The 17,163-nt window shown below is 72.1% G+C and carries 11 protein-coding genes; 9 read left to right on the forward strand and 2 right to left on the reverse strand.

The window, feature by feature from the left end; all coding sequences use genetic code 11:
- The first annotated feature begins 29 nt into the window (after positions 1-29).
- The 6 genes from MUY22_RS36055 to MUY22_RS36080 all read left to right on the forward strand — a co-directional run bounded on the left by MUY22_RS36055 (position 30) and on the right by MUY22_RS36080 (position 9,232).
- Entirely contained in the window at positions 30-4,304 is a 4,275-nt protein-coding gene (locus MUY22_RS36055) for a beta-ketoacyl synthase N-terminal-like domain-containing protein (RefSeq protein ID WP_247064283.1), read from the forward strand.
- A complete protein-coding gene (locus tag MUY22_RS36060; protein ID WP_247051642.1) occupies positions 4,301-4,606 on the forward strand; it encodes an acyl carrier protein in 306 nt (101 codons plus the stop codon). Before MUY22_RS36055 ends, MUY22_RS36060 begins: the two co-directional genes overlap by 4 nt.
- The gene (locus tag MUY22_RS36065; protein WP_247051643.1) at positions 4,603-5,409 is read left to right on the forward strand and encodes an alpha/beta fold hydrolase; all 807 of its coding nucleotides are present in this window, start codon (positions 4,603-4,605) and stop codon (positions 5,407-5,409) included. The genes MUY22_RS36060 and MUY22_RS36065 overlap by 4 nt, the downstream gene beginning before the upstream one ends.
- A complete protein-coding gene (locus MUY22_RS36070; RefSeq protein WP_247051644.1) occupies positions 5,409-6,572 on the forward strand; it encodes a glycosyltransferase in 1,164 nt (387 codons plus the stop codon). Before MUY22_RS36065 ends, MUY22_RS36070 begins: the two co-directional genes overlap by 1 nt.
- A gap of 47 nt (positions 6,573-6,619) precedes the next feature.
- Positions 6,620-7,075: a GNAT family N-acetyltransferase gene (locus tag MUY22_RS36075; RefSeq protein ID WP_247051645.1), complete on the forward strand. Its 456-nt coding sequence runs from the start codon at positions 6,620-6,622 to the stop codon at positions 7,073-7,075.
- Between the two features lie 120 nt (positions 7,076-7,195).
- A complete protein-coding gene (locus MUY22_RS36080) occupies positions 7,196-9,232 on the forward strand; it encodes an MDR family MFS transporter (RefSeq protein ID WP_247051646.1) in 2,037 nt (678 codons plus the stop codon).
- Positions 9,233-9,434: 202 nt separating this feature from the next.
- Here the strand turns inward: MUY22_RS36080 and MUY22_RS36085 are convergent, their stop codons facing one another.
- Entirely contained in the window at positions 9,435-10,274 is an 840-nt protein-coding gene (locus tag MUY22_RS36085) for a PHP domain-containing protein (RefSeq protein WP_247051647.1), read from the reverse strand.
- Between the two features lie 39 nt (positions 10,275-10,313).
- Here MUY22_RS36085 and ligD point away from each other — a divergent pair, with 39 nt between their 5' ends.
- On the forward strand, positions 10,314-11,267 hold the full coding sequence (ligD, locus tag MUY22_RS36090; protein ID WP_247051648.1) for a non-homologous end-joining DNA ligase: 954 nt from the start codon (positions 10,314-10,316) through the stop codon (positions 11,265-11,267).
- Between the two features lie 180 nt (positions 11,268-11,447).
- On the opposite strand, the gene MUY22_RS36095 is transcribed toward ligD, so the two are convergent.
- The gene (locus tag MUY22_RS36095; protein ID WP_247051649.1) at positions 11,448-12,644 is read right to left on the reverse strand and encodes a thiolase family protein; all 1,197 of its coding nucleotides are present in this window, start codon (positions 12,642-12,644) and stop codon (positions 11,448-11,450) included.
- Positions 12,645-12,777: 133 nt separating this feature from the next.
- Between MUY22_RS36095 and MUY22_RS36100 the strand changes: the two genes are divergently transcribed.
- Both MUY22_RS36100 and MUY22_RS36105 read left to right on the forward strand, forming a co-directional pair.
- Positions 12,778-13,212, forward strand: coding sequence for a helix-turn-helix domain-containing protein (locus MUY22_RS36100; RefSeq protein WP_247051650.1), 435 nt, complete (start codon positions 12,778-12,780; stop codon positions 13,210-13,212).
- A gap of 342 nt (positions 13,213-13,554) precedes the next feature.
- The gene (locus MUY22_RS36105; RefSeq protein WP_247051651.1) at positions 13,555-17,151 is read left to right on the forward strand and encodes a discoidin domain-containing protein; all 3,597 of its coding nucleotides are present in this window, start codon (positions 13,555-13,557) and stop codon (positions 17,149-17,151) included.
- Positions 17,152-17,163: the final 12 nt, after the last annotated feature.

Consider the following 17,163-nt stretch of genomic DNA (forward strand, 5'->3'; position numbering starts at 1 on the left):
GCATGCCGGATCCCGTCGCGATCGTCGGCATGTCGGTGCTGCTGCCCGGCGCGCCGGACCTCGACACGTACTGGCGCAACCTCGTCGGCGGTGTCGACGCGATCACCGAGGTGCCGCCGGAGAAGTGGGATAGCGCGCACTACGCCCCGGACGCCGAGCGGCGCGCCGACCGGATCTACTGCCGGCGCGGCGGGTTCGTCGACGAACTGGCCGAAGTGGACGTCACGGGGTTCGGGATCATGCCGAACTCGATCCCCGCGACCGAGCCCGACCAGCTGATCGCGCTGCGGGTCGCGGCCCAGGCCCTGGCCGACGCCGGTGGCCCGGACCGGCTGCCCGCCGACCGCTCCCGCGTCGGCGTCATCCTCGGCCGCGGCGGCTACCTGACCCCGGGCCTGGTCCGGCTCGACCAGCGCGTCCGCACCGCGAGCCAGCTCGTGCGCACCCTCGGCGAGCTGCTGCCGGAGCTGGACGCCGATCGCCTCGACGCCGTCCGGCAGGCCTTCACCGACCAGCTCGGCCCGGAGGCACCGGAGTCGGCGATCGGGCTCGTGCCCAACCTGGCCGCGTCCCGGCTCGCCAACCGCCTCGACCTGCGCGGCCCGGCGTACACCGTGGACGCCGCGTGCGCGTCCTCGCTGATCGCGGTCGACCACGCTGTGCGCGAACTCGCGTCCGGCCGCTGCGACGTCGTGCTCGCCGGCGGTGTGCACCACTGCCACGACATCACGTTCTGGAGCGTGTTCACCCAGCTCGGCGCGCTGTCGCCGTCCGAACGCATCCGGCCGTTCCACCGCGACGCCGACGGTGTGCTGATCGGCGAAGGCACCGGCGTCGTCGTGCTCAAGCGGCTCGTCGACGCCCAGCGCGACGGCGACCGCGTCTACGCCGTGGTCACCGGCACCGGCGTCGCCTCCGACGGGCGGACCGCCAGCCTGGCCAACCCGGACTCCGGCGGCCAGGTCCGTGCCGTCCGCCAGGCCTGGGCCGCGGCCGGGCTCGACCCGCGGGACCCGGACTCGCTGGGGCTGCTCGAAGCGCACGGCACGGCGACCCCGGCCGGCGACGCGGCCGAGCTCACCACGCTCGCCGAGGTGTTCGGCCAGGCCGGGAGCGCGGTGCTCGGCTCGGTGAAGTCGATGATCGGCCACACGATGCCCGCCGCCGGGGTGGCCGGGCTGGTCAAGGCCGCCCTCGCTGTCCACCACGGCGTCCTGCTGCCGACGCTGCACTGCGACGACCCGAACCCCGCCCTCGACAAGACGCGCTTCTCCACTTTGGACACCGCGCGCCCCTGGAACGCGGCGGTGCGCCGCGCCGGGGTCAACGCGTTCGGGTTCGGCGGGATCAACGCCCACGTCGTGCTGGAGCAGGCTCCGGACCGGGCCGCCCCGGTCGTCGTGCGCGAGGCCGAGCGCGTGCTGCGGCTTGCCGCACCGACCGTCGAGGCGCTGCGTGACGTGCTTTCCGGACCGGATCGCTCGGTGCTCACCGCGCCGGAAGGCACCGGGCCCGTGCGGCTCGGCATCGTCGACCCGACCGAGAAGCGCCTGGCCTTGGCCCGCAAGGCCGTCGGCCGGGGACGGCCGTGGCGCGGGCGCAACGACGTCTGGTTCGCCGACAAGCCGCTGCTCGGCCCGGGCGGCGGCAAGCTCGCGTTCGTCTTCCCCGGCCTCGAAGCCGAACTGGCCCTGAACTGCGGAGACGTCGCCCGCCACTTCGGCCTCCCGTGGCAGCACTCCGACGCCGCGGTCGGCGACGTCGGCCGCCAGGGCGCCGCCGTGTTCGAGCTGGGCCGGCTCCTGGAAGCCGCCCTGCGGCGGATGGGCGTGACGCCGGACGCCGTCGCCGGGCACAGCCTCGGCGAATGGACCGCGATGGCCGCGGCCGGGATGCACGCGACGGACGAGGTCGACGCCTTCCTCGCCGGGTTCGACCCGGACAGCCTGGTCGTGCCGGGCCTGGCGTTCGCCGCGATCGGCGCGCCCGCCACGCAGGTGCTGGCCGAGCTGGCCGGCCGCGACGACGTCGTGCTGTCCCACGACAACTCGCCGAACCAGGCGATGGTCTGCGGGCCCGCCGCGGCCGTCGACGCCCTGGTCGGCCGCTTCCGGAGCGCGGGGGTCGTGTCCCAGGTCCTGCCGTTCCGCTCCGGCTTCCACACCCCGATGCTGCGGCCCTACCTCGGCCCGATCCGCGCGGCGGCCGACGGCTTCACGCTGCACCCGCCGCGGGTGCCGATCTGGTCGGCGACGACGGTGTCGGAGTACCCGGCCGCCGAGGCCGACGTCCGCGCGCTGTTCGTGCGGCACCTGCTCGAACCGGTCCGGTTCCGGCCGCTCGCCGAGACGCTGCACGCGGCCGGGTTCCGGGCGTTCGTGCAGGTCGGCGCCGGTCAGCTCGGCTCGCTCATCGGCGACACCCTGCACGGCGAGGACCACCTCGTCGTCGCGGCGCACTCGCCGCACCGGCCCGGGCTCGCGCAGCTGCTGCGCGTCGCCACGGCGTTGTGGGCCGAAGGCGCGTCCCTCGACGGCACGGCGCTGCCGGGCCAGACCCGCGCCGCGACCCGCAAGGCCGTCAAGCTGGACCTCGGCGGGCACGTCATCACCCTCGACGACCGGACCCGCGCGCAGGTCGGCGCCCGGCTGGCCCAGGGGTCCACTGTGGACGTCCTGGCCGGGAAAGGGCCCATCGCGGCCGAGTTCGCGGCACTGCTTCAGGACACGGCGAACCTGGCGTCCACTGTGCTCGGTGGGCGCAAGACCACCACCACGTCGTCACCAATCGAGCTGCGGACCACTTTGGACGTCTCGGTCGACACGATGCCGTACCTGCTCGACCACTGCTTCTTCAAGCAGCCACCGCGGGCCGACCCGGGTGACCGCTGGCCGGTCGTGCCCGCCACCACGGTGATCGACCACCTGATGGGCTTCGCCGAGCAGGCGGCGCCCGGCCGCCGCGCGGTCGCGGTGCACGACGTCCGGCTGAACCAGTGGATCACCGCGATCCCGGCGGTCACCGTGCCGGTGCACGTCGTGCCCCGAGGTCATGACCGCGTGTTCGCCGCACTGGGCAGCTACTCCCAGGCCGTCGTCGAGCTGGCCGGGTCCTATCCGGCCGGCGGCCCCGCGCCGTGGCGCTTCCCGGCGTCGGCCGAGGAAGTCCCCGAGACCCAGGCCCGCGAGCTGTACGACGACCGCTGGATGTTCCACGGCCCGCGCTTCCAGGGCGTCACCGAGCTGACCGCCGTCGGCGACCGGCACGTCCGCGCCGTGCTCACCACCCCGGCCGCGCCCGGCGCACTGCTGGACAACGTCGGCCAGGTGCTCGGCTACTGGATCATGTCCCGGCTGCCGGAACGCACCACCGTCTTCCCGGTCGCGATGCGCGAGATCCGGTTCCACGGCCCGCACCCGGCGCCGGGGGAGCGGCTGGAGTGCCTGGTCAAGATCACGTCACTGACCGGCGAGTTCCTCGACGCCGACATGCAGCTCGTCCACAACGGGCAGGTCTGGGCCGAGTTCACCGGCTGGCGCGACCGCCGGTTCGACAGCAACCCGGAGATCCGCCAGGCCGACCGGACGCCCGAGCGTTCGACGCTGTCGAAGGAACAACCCGGGGGCTGGGCGCTGGTGCACGAACAGTGGCCGGACCTGGCGACGCGCGAGCTGATCATGCGCAACTACCTCGCCGGACCGGACCGCGGCGCCTACGACCGGCGCCCGCCGCGCGGCCGCCGCCAGTGGCTGCTCGGCCGGATCGCGGCGAAGGACGCCGTCCGCCAGTTCCTCTGGGCGCACGGCGAACCCGAGATGTTCCCGGCCGAGCTGAGCATCGGCAACGACGACGCGGGCCGCCCCCACGCGACCGGCGCGTACGGCCGGGAGCTGCCGGAGGTGACGATCTCGGTGGCCCACCGCGCCGAGGCCGGCGTGGCGATCGCGCGGTTCGGCCCGTGCGGGATCGACGTCGAAGAGGTCGCGCCGCGCGCGGAGTCTACTGTGGACGCGGCGTTCGGGCCGGCCGAACGGGCGCTGTTCGCGGGCCAGGAGGGCGATCCGGACGTCTGGTTCGCCCGGTTCTGGACCGCGAAGGAAGCCGTCGCGAAACTACGCGGCACCGGGCTGCGGGGGGAGCCCCGCGACTTCGAAGTCGTCGCCGCTTCCCCGGAAGCGCTGACCGTCCGGGTGGCCGGGCACGACCACCACGTCCGCTGCACCGAGACCGCGAACCTGCCGGGCGCACCGCCGCGCCGGTACGTCGTGGCCTGGACCGAGGAGACGAAGGAGACTGCGGAATGAGCATCGAGACGACGGCCACCGGCGAGGCGGCGGTGCTCGCTCAGCTCGGCGGAATGCTGCGTGAGCTGCTCGAGGAGTACGGCCTCGACGACGCCGAGATCACCATGGACACCACGTTCCACGACGACCTCGAGCTGGAGAGCGTCGACCTCGTGGCGCTGTCCGGGCAGCTGCGCGAGCACTACGGCGAGCGCGTCAACTTCGCGACGTTCATCGCCGAGCGCGACCTCGACGAGATCATCGCGCTGACCGTCGGCGAGCTGGTCCGGTACATCGTCGCCTCGCTGCGGGACCGGCCGTGAGCCGGATCCGGGCGGGCGAGCTGGACGTCCACGTCCAGCGCTTGACCCCCGACGTCCCGCTCGACGGCGACGCGCCGATCGTGGTGTGCGTCCACGGTCTGCTCACCGACAGCCTCGCCAGCTACTACTTCACCCTCGGGCCCGCCTTCGCCGAACGCGGCCTCGACGTGCTGATGTACGACCTGCGCGGGCACGGCCGCACGACCCGGCCGGCGAGCGGCTACCACCTCGAATCGTTCGTCGTCGACCTGGTCGACGTCCTCGACGCGCTCGGGATCACCCGGCCGGTGCACGTGATCGGCAACTCGTTCGGCGGCTCGGTGGCCTTCGGGCTGGCCGCCGCCCGGCCCGACCGCGTCGCCAGCGTCATCGCCATCGAGGCCGAGCCGCCGACGGCGGCGTGGACGCGGCACATGGCCGACGGCCTCGCCGACGCGAAGACCCGCCTCGCCATCGACGAGGTGATCGGCTGGATCAAGGACAACCACGGCGCGCACACCGCGCGGCTGTCCAAGGCGGCCAACCGGATCCTCCAGACGACCACGATGGCCGACGACATCCCGCGCAGCGCGACCATCAACGCGGACCTCTCGGACGTCCACTGTCCGGTGTTCGCCCTCTTCGGCGGCGATTCGGGGCTGGCGGCGCAGGTGCCGCACTTCGAGGAGCACCTCGACCACTGCCGCACCGTCGTGCTGCCCGACCAGGGGCACTCGGTGCTGGTCGAGCGGACCGCCGAGACCATCGAGCTGATCTTCGACTGGGTCCGCGACGTCTCCCGGCTCCCGGCCCGGGTGCGGTAGTGGCCCGGTACCTGTTCGTCGTCCCGCCGCTGGTCGGGCACGTCAACCCGGCCGCCGGGGTGGCCGCCGAGCTCACCGCGCGCGGCCACGAGGTCGCCTGGGCCGGGCACGACGAGCTGCTGTGGCACCTGGCCGGCCCGGACGCGCTCGTGTTCTCGTGCGCGCTGCCGCCGGACGCGCCGGAGCGCCCGCCCGAGCTGAAGGGGCCCGCCGCGCTGCGGTTCCTCTGGCAGGACTTCCTCGTCCCGCTGGCCGACGCGATGGCGCCCGGGGTCGCCGCGGCCATCGACGCTTTCGGACCGCACGTGGTCGTCGCCGACCAGCAGGCCCTCGCCGGCGGCCTGCTCGCCGACGCGCGCGGCCTGCCGTGGGTCACCTCCGCGACGACGTCGGCCGAGCTGGTCGACCCGCTCGCGGGCATGCCGAAGGTCGCGGACTGGGTGGCGGAACTGCTCGACGGCCTGCGCGCGCGGATCGGCGGCGGATCGGCGGATCCCCGGTTCTCACCGCACGGCGTGCTCGCCTTCACCACCCGCGAGCTGCTCGGCGCGGTCGCGCTGCCACCGAACGTCCGGCTGGTCGGGCCGTCCATCTCCGGCCGGCCGTCCACAACGGACTTCCCGTGGGAGTGGCTCGACCCGCCGCGGCCTACGGTGCTCGTCTCGCTCGGCACCGCGAACACCGACGCGGGAACGGGATTCCTCACGTCCACAGTGGACGCCTTCGCCGGGCGGGAAGCCCGGGCCGTCGTCGTCGACCCGGGCGGGGTGCTCGGCGCCGTCCCGCCGAACGTCCTGGTGCGCCCGCGTGTCCCGCAGCTGCCGCTGCTCGCGCACGTCGACGCCGTCGTGTGCCACGCGGGGCACAACACCGTCTGCGAGACGCTCTGGCACGGCAAGCCGCTGGTCGTGGCGCCGATCCGCGACGACCAGCCGATCGTGGCCGCCCAGGTGGTCGCGGCCGGCGCGGGCGTCCGCCTGCGGTTCGGCCGCGCGGACGCCGGCCGCGTCGGCGCGGCGGTCGACGAGGTGCTGACCGAGCCGTCGTACCGGCGGGCCGCGGAGACGCTGTCGGCGTCCTTCCACGCCGCGGGCGGCAGCCCGGCCGCGGCGGGACACCTGGAACAGCTGGCGCTGGAGAGCCTGGCGCACCTGCGGCCCTGAAATTTTGTGGGTTACTTCGAAAAATCATCCGGGTTACCGTGCTCGGCATGACAGTTTCCGTGTGCACGGCCGAGGAAGTCCCGCAGCTCGTGGCGTCGGCGGCGGGGTTGTTCGCCGAAGACGGCGGCCGCCACGACCCGGCCATGGACGTCGGCTGGCCCGCCCGTGAGGGTGAGTCCTACTACGCCGCGCTCGTCGAGGATCCGGCCGTCCTCTGCCTGCTGGTCCCCGGTGGCGGTGGCCACCTGGTGGGGCGGCTGTGCCGGCCGAACCCGCTGCGGCCGGGCGTGGTGACGGCGGAGCTGGAGAGCCTGCGGGTCGACGCCGGGCACCGGCGTGCCGGGATCGGCGCCGAACTCGTGGCCGCCTTCTTCGCCTGGGCGCGGGAAAACGGGGCGACCGAGACGAGGGTCAAGGCCTTCGCCGCCAACGAGGGCGCGCTGGAGTTCTACCGGGCGCAGGGCTTCGAGCCGTTCGAGGTGACCCTGCGGCGGACCGTCTGAGCCACGACCAGGCCGTTCTCGAGCCGCCGCCGGGTCACCGGAACGAGTGACGATCCACAGTGGACCCCGCGTCCGGTGCTCGCGCGCACTAGCTTGGGAGGCCGAGCGAGGGAGGGTGCCATGACGGCCACCGCGGAGGTCGCCCACGAGCCGGCGCCCGCGCAGCTGAGCAAGGGCCGGGTCAACGCCGTCTTCGGCGCGGTGCTGCTCGGCATGCTGCTGGCCGCGCTCGACCAGACCATCGTCGGCACCGCGCTGCCCACCATCGTCGGCGACCTCGGGGGCGCCGGGCACCTGTCCTGGGTCGTCACGTCCTACCTGCTGGCCGAGACGATCATGACGGTCGTCGTCGGCAAGCTCGGCGACCTGTTCGGCCGCAAGCTGATGTTCCAGCTGTCGGTGGTCGTCTTCGGCATCGGCTCGTTCTGCGCCGGGTTCGCCGACAGCATGGTCTGGCTGATCGTCTGGCGCGCGGTGCAGGGCCTCGGCGGCGGCGGGCTGATGGTCACCTCGACCGCGCTCATCGCCGACGTCGTCCCGCTGCGCGAACGCGGCAAGTACCAGGGTGTGCTCGGCTCGGTGTTCGGCGTGGTGACCGTGGCCGGCCCGATGCTCGGCGGGTTCTTCGTCGACCACCTGTCCTGGCGCTGGGCGTTCTACGTCAACATCCCGCTGGTCATCGTGGTGCTGATCGTCGCGTCCTCGGCGATGCCGAACGCGCGCGCCGCGGTCAAGCCGGTGATCGACTACCTCGGCATCCTGCTCATCGGCCTCGCCGCGACCGGGCTGACGCTCGTCACCAGCTGGGGCGGGACCCAGTACGCGTGGGGGTCGCCGACGATCATCGGGATGGCGATCGGCTCGGTGGTGCTGCTGGGCGCGTTCGTCTTCGTGGAGCTGAGAGCCGCGGAACCGATGCTGCCGATGCGGCTGTTCCGGAACCCGGTGTTCACCGTCGGCGGGATCATGAGCTTCGTCGTCGGCTTCGCGATGCTCGGCGCGCTGTCCTACCTGCCGACGTACATGCAGTACGTCCAGGGCACGTCGGCGACGACGTCGGGGGTGCGGCTGCTGCCGATGGTGCTGGCGCTGCTGGTGGCGTCGATCGCCGCGGGCAACGCCGTCAGCAAGACCGGGCGGTACAAGATCTTCCCGCTGGTCGGCGCCGCGGGGATGACGATCGGGCTGTACCTGCTCTCGCGGCTCGACACCGACACCGGCTTCTGGGAGGCGTCGGCCTACATGGCCGTGCTCGGCTTCGGCATCGGGCTGGGCATGCAGGTGCTGACCATCGCCGTGCAGAACACCGTCGACTACGCCGACCTCGGCGTCGCCACCTCGGGCGTGACGTTCCTGCGATCGATCGGCAGCTCGTTCGGCGCGGCGATCTTCGGGACGGTGTACGCGAACCAGCTCGCGCCGAACCTGGCCGCCGCGGCGGCCGCCCATCCGCTGCCACCCGGCGTCGACCCGCGCGTGACGCAGATCCCGAGCGCGCTGCACGCGCTGCCGGACGCGGTGTCGGCGCCGGTGATCCAGGCCTACAGCGACTCGCTGCACGTCGTGTTCCTCGCCGCCGCGCCGGTCGGCCTGGTCGCGTTCGCGCTGGCGTTCTTCCTCAAGGAGGTGCCGCTGCGCGACACCGCGCGCGCCGCGGCGCCCGACCTCGGCGACGGCTTCGCGATGCCGGAGGCCCGCACGGACGACCGCGAGCTGGAACGCGCCGTCGCGACGCTCTTCTTCCGCGAGCGCCGCAAGGTCGCCCCGGCGATCGTCGAACGCGCCGGCAGCGACCTCGACGAGGGCGGCATCTGGTGCCTGCTGCAGGTCCACCTGCGGGAACGCCGCGGCGAGCCGGCCACGCTCCGGGCGATCGGCGAGCACTTCGGCGTCCCGGCACCGGTGCTGGAACCGGCGTTCAACCGCCTGGAGCTGACCGGCCACCTGCGCTACAACGCGGGCTGGGCCCTCACCGACGCAGGCCGCGAGGAGTTCGCCAAGGTGGTCCGGGCGTGGCACGACTGGCTGGCGTCCCGCCTCGGCGACTGGGGCACGGGCGACCGGGCCGAACTGGACGCGGCGATCGGCCGGGTGGCCACCCGCCTGCTGGACCAGAGCACGGAGGTCCGCGCCTACGGCCGCCACGCCCTGGCCTGACCCGTCACTTTCGAGTGAGGCTTTGCTCCGCAAAGCGGAGCTTTCGCTAGGAAAGATGCGTCCAGGCGGCCCTCAGACGCATCTTTCCTAGCGAAAGTGGCGTCCGGACAGTTACCGGAGCGGGGCACTTTCGGGTGACCCGGGTGGTCGCTTTCACGTGAAAGTGACCACCTGGGGGCGGCGCTTTCACGTGAAAGTGCCGTCAGCGGCGCCAGAAGTCGTGTGGGGTGCGGCCCGGGCGGAAGCCGCAGGACTCCACCAAGGCCGCGGCCGTCGCGAAGCCGTGGCCGACCAGGCCCGGCTCGTGGGCGTCGCTGCCGAAGGCGACCGCGTCGCCGCCGTCCTCGAACCACCAGCGGACCACTTCGCCCGGCAGCGGCACCTTCGTGTTGACCTCCAGTGCGCGTCCGCTGCCGGCCAGGGCGCGCAGCACCGTGCGGAACTCCTCCTCGAAGTCCGCCGCCACGAACGGCGGGCCCTCGCCGGGCCACGAGCGCAGGGCGTAGTCGATGTGCGCCAGCACGGCGAAGTCCGCCGTGGACTCGACCAGGCCCAGCACCTCCGACAGGTACGCGCGCAGGATCTCGCCGGGCGGGCGGTCCGACACGATCGTCAGCTCCTGGTGGTGTCCGTTGTCGCCCGGCAGCGAGTGCACCGACCCCAGCACGCGGTCGAACGAGTGGGACGCCAGCAGCGCGTCGGCGCGGGAGCGGTGCCAGTGCGGCTCGCTCAGCTCCACTCCGGACAGGATCCGCAGGTCCGGGAACCGGTCGCGGCACTCCTCGACCGACGCCAGGTAGCCCTCGACGTCGAGGTCCGGCGGCTCCAGGACGCCGTCCGGGCGCAGCCGGACCCGGAAGTGGTCCGGCAGCAGCGGGCGGATCGGTTCCGGGATCAGCCACGGCGTCAGGTCCGCGTGCTCGGTGAACGCGACCGACGGCAACCCCAGCTCCAGCGCGCGTGCGCACGAGCCGATCATCGACCCGGTGACCGTGTCCCAGGACCATTCGGTGTGGACGTGGCCGTCCGTCGGCAGACTCACCGGACCACCGTAACGCCGGATTTGAGCTAGCGTCTCGGTATGGCGCAGAAGGCGGTGGAGCTGGAGGTCGGGCCGCACACGGTGCGGATCTCGAACCCGGACCGGGTGTACTTCCCGGCCCGCGGCGAGACCAAGCTCGACCTGGTCAACTACTACCTTTCGGTGGGCGACGGCATCGTCAACGCGCTGCGCGAGCGGCCCTGCATGCTGCACCGCTTCCCGTCCGGTGTCGCGGGGGAGAAGGTGCACCAGAAGCGCGTCCCGAACGGCGCGCCGCCGTGGCTGGAGACCGTCCGGGTCGAGTTCCCGCGCTACAAGCGGCACGCCGACGAGCTGTGCGTCACCGAGCTGGCGCACGTCGCCTGGGCCGTGCAGATGTCCACTGTGGAGTTCCACCCGTGGAACTCACGGCGCGCGGACACCGAAAAGCCCGACGAGTGGCGCATCGACCTCGACCCGATGCCCGACTGCGGTTACGACCGCGTCCGCCGCGTCGCGCACGTCGCCCACGAGATCCTCGACGAGCTGGGCGCGGTCGGCTGGCCCAAGACGTCCGGCGGCCGCGGGCTGCACGTCTACGTCCGGATCGAGCCGCGCTGGGGTTTCCAGGACGTCCGCCGCGCCGCGCTGGCCTTCGCGCACGAGGTCGAACGCCGAGCCCCGGACGAGGTGACGACGACCTGGTGGCGCAAGGACCGCGACCCGCGCACGCTCTTCGTCGACTACAACCAGAACGCGCGCGACCACACGATCGCCAGCGCCTACTCGGTGCGCGGCAACCCGGAGGGCACGGTCTCGACGCCGATCCGCTGGGACGAGATCGACGACGCCGAGCCCGGCGACTTCACCATCGCGACCGTCCCGGCCCGCTTCGCCGAGCTGGGCGACCTCCACGCCGGCATCGACGACGCGGTGTTCTCCCTCGACCCGCTGCTGGAGTGGGCCGACCGCGACGGCATCGAAAAGGCTGCCGAAGAACCACCCGGAGACTGACGTATTTCCGGGCGGCTTCACGGCTCCGTTCGGTATGAAAGTCGTGCTGTCCGGTGTGGACGCCGGGGCGTGGAGCCTGGTCGCGCTGCAGGCGCGCCGAGAGCGCCCGGACTGCCTGGTGCTGTCCGCGACGGACGGCGGCGCGAACTGAACACTCACGACGAGCCGCGGCAGATCCGGCTAGTCGAGGCGCTCGATGATCGTCGCGTTGGCGAGGCCGCCCGCCTCGCACATCGTCTGCAGGCCGTAGCGGCCGCCGGTTTCCTCCAGCACCGACAGCAGCGTCGTCATCAGGCGGGCGCCGCTGCCGCCGAGCGGGTGGCCGAGCGCGATCGCGCCGCCGTGGACGTTGACCTTCGCCAGGTCCGCGCCGATCTCGGCCTGCCAGGCCAGCACGACGCTGGCGAACGCCTCGTTGACCTCGAAGGCGTCGATGTCGGACACGCTCAGCCCGGCCCGGTCCAGGACCTTGCGGGTCGCCGGGATGACGCCGGTGAGCATGTACAGCGGGTCGTCGCCGACCACGGCGAAGTTGCGGATCCGGGCCCGCGGACGCAATCCGAGCGCCGCGGCCGTCTCGCTGCTGGTGATCATGAGCGCGGCGGCGCCGTCGTTGATCGGTGACGAGTTGCCCGCCGTGACGCGCCAGTCCAGGTCCGGGAAGCGCTGCTCCCAGACGTCGGCCCGGAACGCGGGCTTCAGCCCGGCCAGGATCTCCGGCGTGGTGCCCGGCCGGACCGTCTCGTCGGTCGTGACGTCGACGAGGACGCCGTCGGGGCCCGGAGCCTTGAGCGGCGCGACCTCGCGGGCGAACTTCCCGTCGGCCCACGCCTTCGCGGCGCGCTGGTGGCTTTCGGCGGAGAACGCGTCGAGCTGATCCCGCGTCAGGCCCCACTTGGCCGCGATGAGTTCGGCGCTGATGCCCTGCGGCACCAGGCCGTCCGGGTAACGGGCGGCGACCTGCGGGCCGAACGGGTCGCGCCCGGCGACCTGGCTGCCCATCGGCACCCGGCTCATCGACTCGACGCCGGACGCGATCACGGCGTCGTACGCGCCGGCGATCACGCCCTGCGCGGCGAAGTGGACGGCCTGCTGGCTGCTGCCGCACTGCCGGTCGACGGTCACGGCGGGCACCGACTCCGGCAGGCCGGCGGCGAGCGCGGCCCAGCGGGCGGTGTTCATGCTCTGCTCGCCGATCTGGCCGACGGCGCCGCTGATGACGTCGTCGATCCGGGCCGGGTCGACGCCGGTGCGCTCGACGAGCGAGCGGAGCGCGTGGGCGTGCAGGTCGACCGGGTGCACCCCGGCCAGTGTCCCGTTCGGCTTGCCCTTGCCGATGGGGGTCCGTACCGCGTCGACGATCACCGCGTCCGTCATGGCGTCTGCCTCCTCGCAGATCGGGGATACCCTCGGTATACGCCGGGTGAGTTGGATTGCACAACTGACCTGTTCGCCAGGTCACACGCACCTGACGTGCTAGGTTGGATTTTCAGCCCGTGGAGGTGACGTCGTGCGGCGTGGTCGCGAGTGCTCGGTGGCGGAAGCCCTCGAAGTCGTCGGCGAGCGGTGGAGCCTGCTCGCCCTGCGCGAGATCATGCTGGGGGAGCGGCGGTTCAACCAGATCGCCGAGAACACCGGCGCGAGCCGCGACATCCTCGCCGCGCGGCTGCGCAAGCTCGTCGACGCCGGCGTGCTCGAGAAGGTCCAGTACGAGGCGCACCCGCCGCGGCACGAGTACTACCCGACCGAAGCCGGCCGCGCGCTGCAGCCGATCCTGCTGGGCCTGATGGCCTGGGGTGACAAGTACGTCCACCAGGGCGAACCGCCCACGGTGTGGCGGCACGCCTGCGGTGCCGAACTGCGCGCGGTGACGGTCTGCGAGCACTGCGGCGAGCCGGTCAACGCACCCGGCACCCACGCGATCCGGCTGGGCGCCGTGCACTGACGTCCGCACCTCCGTCTCCCGAGCGTCTCCCGGAAGGCCCTTCGCACTCGCGAGGGGCCTTCCGGCCGTTTGGGCGTTGACTTGAGACCCCCGTCACTGTAACTCTTGAACGAATCAGTGCAAGAACCTGACAGCAGCGCGAGAAATCGCGGCAGCAGTCAGGAAGATCCCGCCCAGCTCCTCAACGCCGAGGTGTCCATGACGGCTGCTTCGCCCTGCCCACGCGCGCCTCCGGCCCGGCCGGTCGCGCCCGTCCGTTCCCCGGTCTCCGCCGTGCCCGCGCTCCGCGGGCCGGTCCTCGCTCCTGTCGTCTCCCCGTCCTCCCCGGATCAGAGGAACCCCATGAGAACGAAGCGACTCCTGTCGCGCGCGGCGACCTACGCCGCCCTGTCCCTGCTCCTGGCGGCACCCGCCGTCGCGGCGAGCGGCGCCCCGGCCGCGACCGCCGTCCCCGCAGCGGTCCAGCCTGCCGCCCAGGCCGCCTCCGCGACCTACACGGCCAGCAGCCAGATCGCCGAGTACCCCGCCTCGAACGTCGGCGACGGCAACCAGGCCACCTACTGGGAAAGCGCGAACAACCAGTTCCCGCAGTGGATCCAGGCCGACCTCGGCGCCACCACGAACCTCGCGCAGCTCGTGCTGAAGCTGCCGACCGGCTGGGAAGCGCGCACCGAGACCCTCACCGTGCAGGGCAGCACGAACGGCACGAGCTTCAGTGCCCTCGTCGCGTCGGCCGGCTACCGGTTCGACCCGGCCACGGCCAACACGGTGACGATCAACGTCACCGGCAGCACCCGCTACGTGCGGCTGAACGTCACCGCCAACACCGGCTGGCCCGCCGCGCAGCTGTCGGAGTTCGAGGTGCACGGCAGCACCTCCGGCGGGGACACGCAGGCCCCGTCCGCGCCCGGCAACCTCGCCTACACCGCGCCCGCGAGCGGCCAGCTCCGGCTGACGTGGTCGGCCTCGACCGACAACACCGGCGTCACCGGCTACGACGTCTACGCGAACAACGCGCTGCGCGGCAGCGTCGCGGGCAACGTCCTGACCTACACGGACAGCCAGCCCGACGGCACGACCGTGTCGTACTACGTCCGGGCCAAGGACGCCGCGGGCAATGTGTCCGGCAACAGCAACACGGTGACGCGCAACGGCACCCAGGTCGGCACGAACCTCGCGGTCGGCAAGCCGATCACGGCGTCGTCGACGGAGTTCACCTTCGTCGCCACGAACGCGAACGACAACTCGACCAGCACGTACTGGGAGGGCGGCGGCGGGACCTACCCGAACCTGCTGACCGTCGGGCTCGGCTCCAACGCCGACCTCAGCCAGGTCGTCGTCAAGCTGAACCCGGACGCCTCGTGGGGCCCGCGCACGCAGACCATCGCCGTCGAAGGCCGTGAGCAGGCGTCCTCGACGTTCACGACGCTGGCCGCCGCGCAGACGTACAACTTCAACCCCAGCAGCGGGAACACCGTCACCATCCCGCTGAGCGGCCGCGTCGCCGACGTCCGGCTGCGTGTCACCGCCAACTCCGGCGCGGGCGGCGGGCAGGCCGCGGAGTTCCAGGTGATCGGCGTCCCCGCGCCCAACCCGGACCTCACGGTCTCGGGCGTGTCCTGGTCGCCGCAGAACCCGGTGGAGACCGACGCGATCACCGCGTCGGCGACCGTCCGCAACGCCGGCACGGCGGCCGCGGGTGCGACGAACGTCAACCTCTACCTCGGCACCACGAAGGTCGGCACCGCCGCGGTCGGCGCGCTGGCCGCCGGCGCGTCGACGACGGTGTCGGCGAACATCGGCGCCCAGAACGCGGGCAGCTACCAGCTGACCGCGAAGGTCGACGAGGCCAACGCCGTGCTCGAGCAGAACGAGAACAACAACTCGTTCACCGGGTCGACGGCGCTCGTCGTCAGCCCGGTGCAGAGCTCCGACCTCGTGGCGGCGACAGGTTGGTCGCCGAACTCCCCGTCGGCGGGCAACACGGTGACCTTCAGCGTGACGCTGCGCAACCAGGGCACGATCGCGTCGGCGTCCGGTGCGCACGGCGTGACCGTGACGCTCACCGACTCGACCGGCGCCGTCGTGAAGACGCTGACCGGCTCGTACTCCGGCGCCATCGCGGCCGGGGCCACGGCGTCGCCGGTCAACGTCGGCACGTGGACGGCGGCCAACGGCAAGTACACCGTGAAGACGGTCGTCGCGAACGACGCCAACGAGCTGCCGGTGAAGCAGGCCAACAACACCAGCACGCAGACGCTGTTCGTCGGCCAGGGCGCGAACATGCCCTACGACATGTACGAGGCCGAGGACGGCGTCCTCGCGGGCGGCGCGGCCGTGGTCGGCCCGAACCGCACCATCGGCGACCTCGCCGGTGAGGCGTCCGGCCGCAAGGCCGTGACGCTGAACTCGACCGGATCCTCGGTGGAGTTCACCACGCGGGCGGCGACGAACACGCTGGTCACGCGCTTCTCCATCCCGGACTCCGCGGGTGGTGGCGGGATCAACTCGACGATCGACGTCTACGTCAACGGCACGTTCCTCAAGGCGATCGACCTGACCTCGCACTACGCGTGGCTCTACGGCGCCGAAACCGGCCCGGGCAACTCGCCGGGCACCGGGCCGCGCCACATCTACGACGAGGCCAGCGCGCTGCTCGGCACCACGGTGCCGGCGGGCAGCAAGATCAAGCTACAGAAGGACGCGGCGAACAGCACGAACTACGCGATCGACTTCGTGAACTTCGAGCAGGCCACCGCGCAGGCGAACCCGGACCCGGCGCACTTCGCCGTCCCGGCCGGGTTCACGCAGCAGGACGTCCAGGCCGCCCTGGACAAGGTCCGGCAGGACAGCACCCTCACCGGCGTCTACCTGCCGGCCGGGAACTACTCGCTCTCGAGCAAGGTGAACGTCTACGGCAAGGCGATCACGCTGATCGGCGCCGGGCCGTGGTTCACGAAGTTCTCCGCGCCCGCCGGGCAGGAGAACACCGACATCGGCTTCGACGTCCAGTCGACCGCCAACGGGTCGACGGTCAGCGGGTTCGCCGTGTTCGGGAACTACACCTCCCGCATCGACGGCCCCGGCAAGGTGTTCAACCTGGCCAACGTCGCCAACCTGACGATCGACAACATCTGGGTGGAGCACCAGGTGGTCATGGTGTGGGGCACCAACGTGGACAACACCACGATCAAGAACTCCCGGATCCGCGACACGTTCGCCGACGGGATCAACCTCACGAACGGGAGCACCGGCAACCACGTCGTCAACGACGAAGCCCGGTCCACCGGTGACGACAGCTTCGCGCTGTTCGCCGCCACGGACATCAACCAGGGCAACCAGTACGACAACGTGTTCGAGAACTTGACCGCGCTCACCCCGTGGCGCGCGGCCGGGCTGGCGGTCTACGGCGGGTACAACAACACCTTCCGCAACCTCTACATCGCGGACACGCTGACGTACTCGGCGATCACGATCAGCTCGCTCGACTTCGGCTACCCGTTCCTCGGGTTCGGGCCGCAGCCGACGACGGTCCAGAACGCCTCGCTCGTCCGGGCGGGTGGCCACTTCTGGGGCCAGCAGACCTTCCCGGCGATCTGGATGTTCTCCGCTTCCAAGGAGTTCCGCGGGATCCGGGTGTCCGATGTGGACATCCAGAGTCCGACCTACAGCGGGATCATGTTCCAGACGAACTACGTCGGCGGGCAGCCGCAGAACTCCGTGCAGGACACCGTGTTCACCAACGTGAACATCAGCGGGGCCCAGCGCAGCGGGGACGCCTTCGACGCGAAGTCCGGGATCGGCATCTGGGCCAACGAGCTGCCGGAACCGGGTCAGGGCCCGGCCGTCGGCTCGGCGACGTTCACCGGGCTCACCCTGAGCAACAACGCCCAGGACATCCGGAACACGACGAGCACCTTCACCATCGTCCGCAACTAGCGCACTGAGTGC

The sequence above is a fragment of the Amycolatopsis sp. WQ 127309 genome (assembly GCF_023023025.1).
Taxonomy (GTDB): domain Bacteria; phylum Actinomycetota; class Actinomycetes; order Mycobacteriales; family Pseudonocardiaceae; genus Amycolatopsis.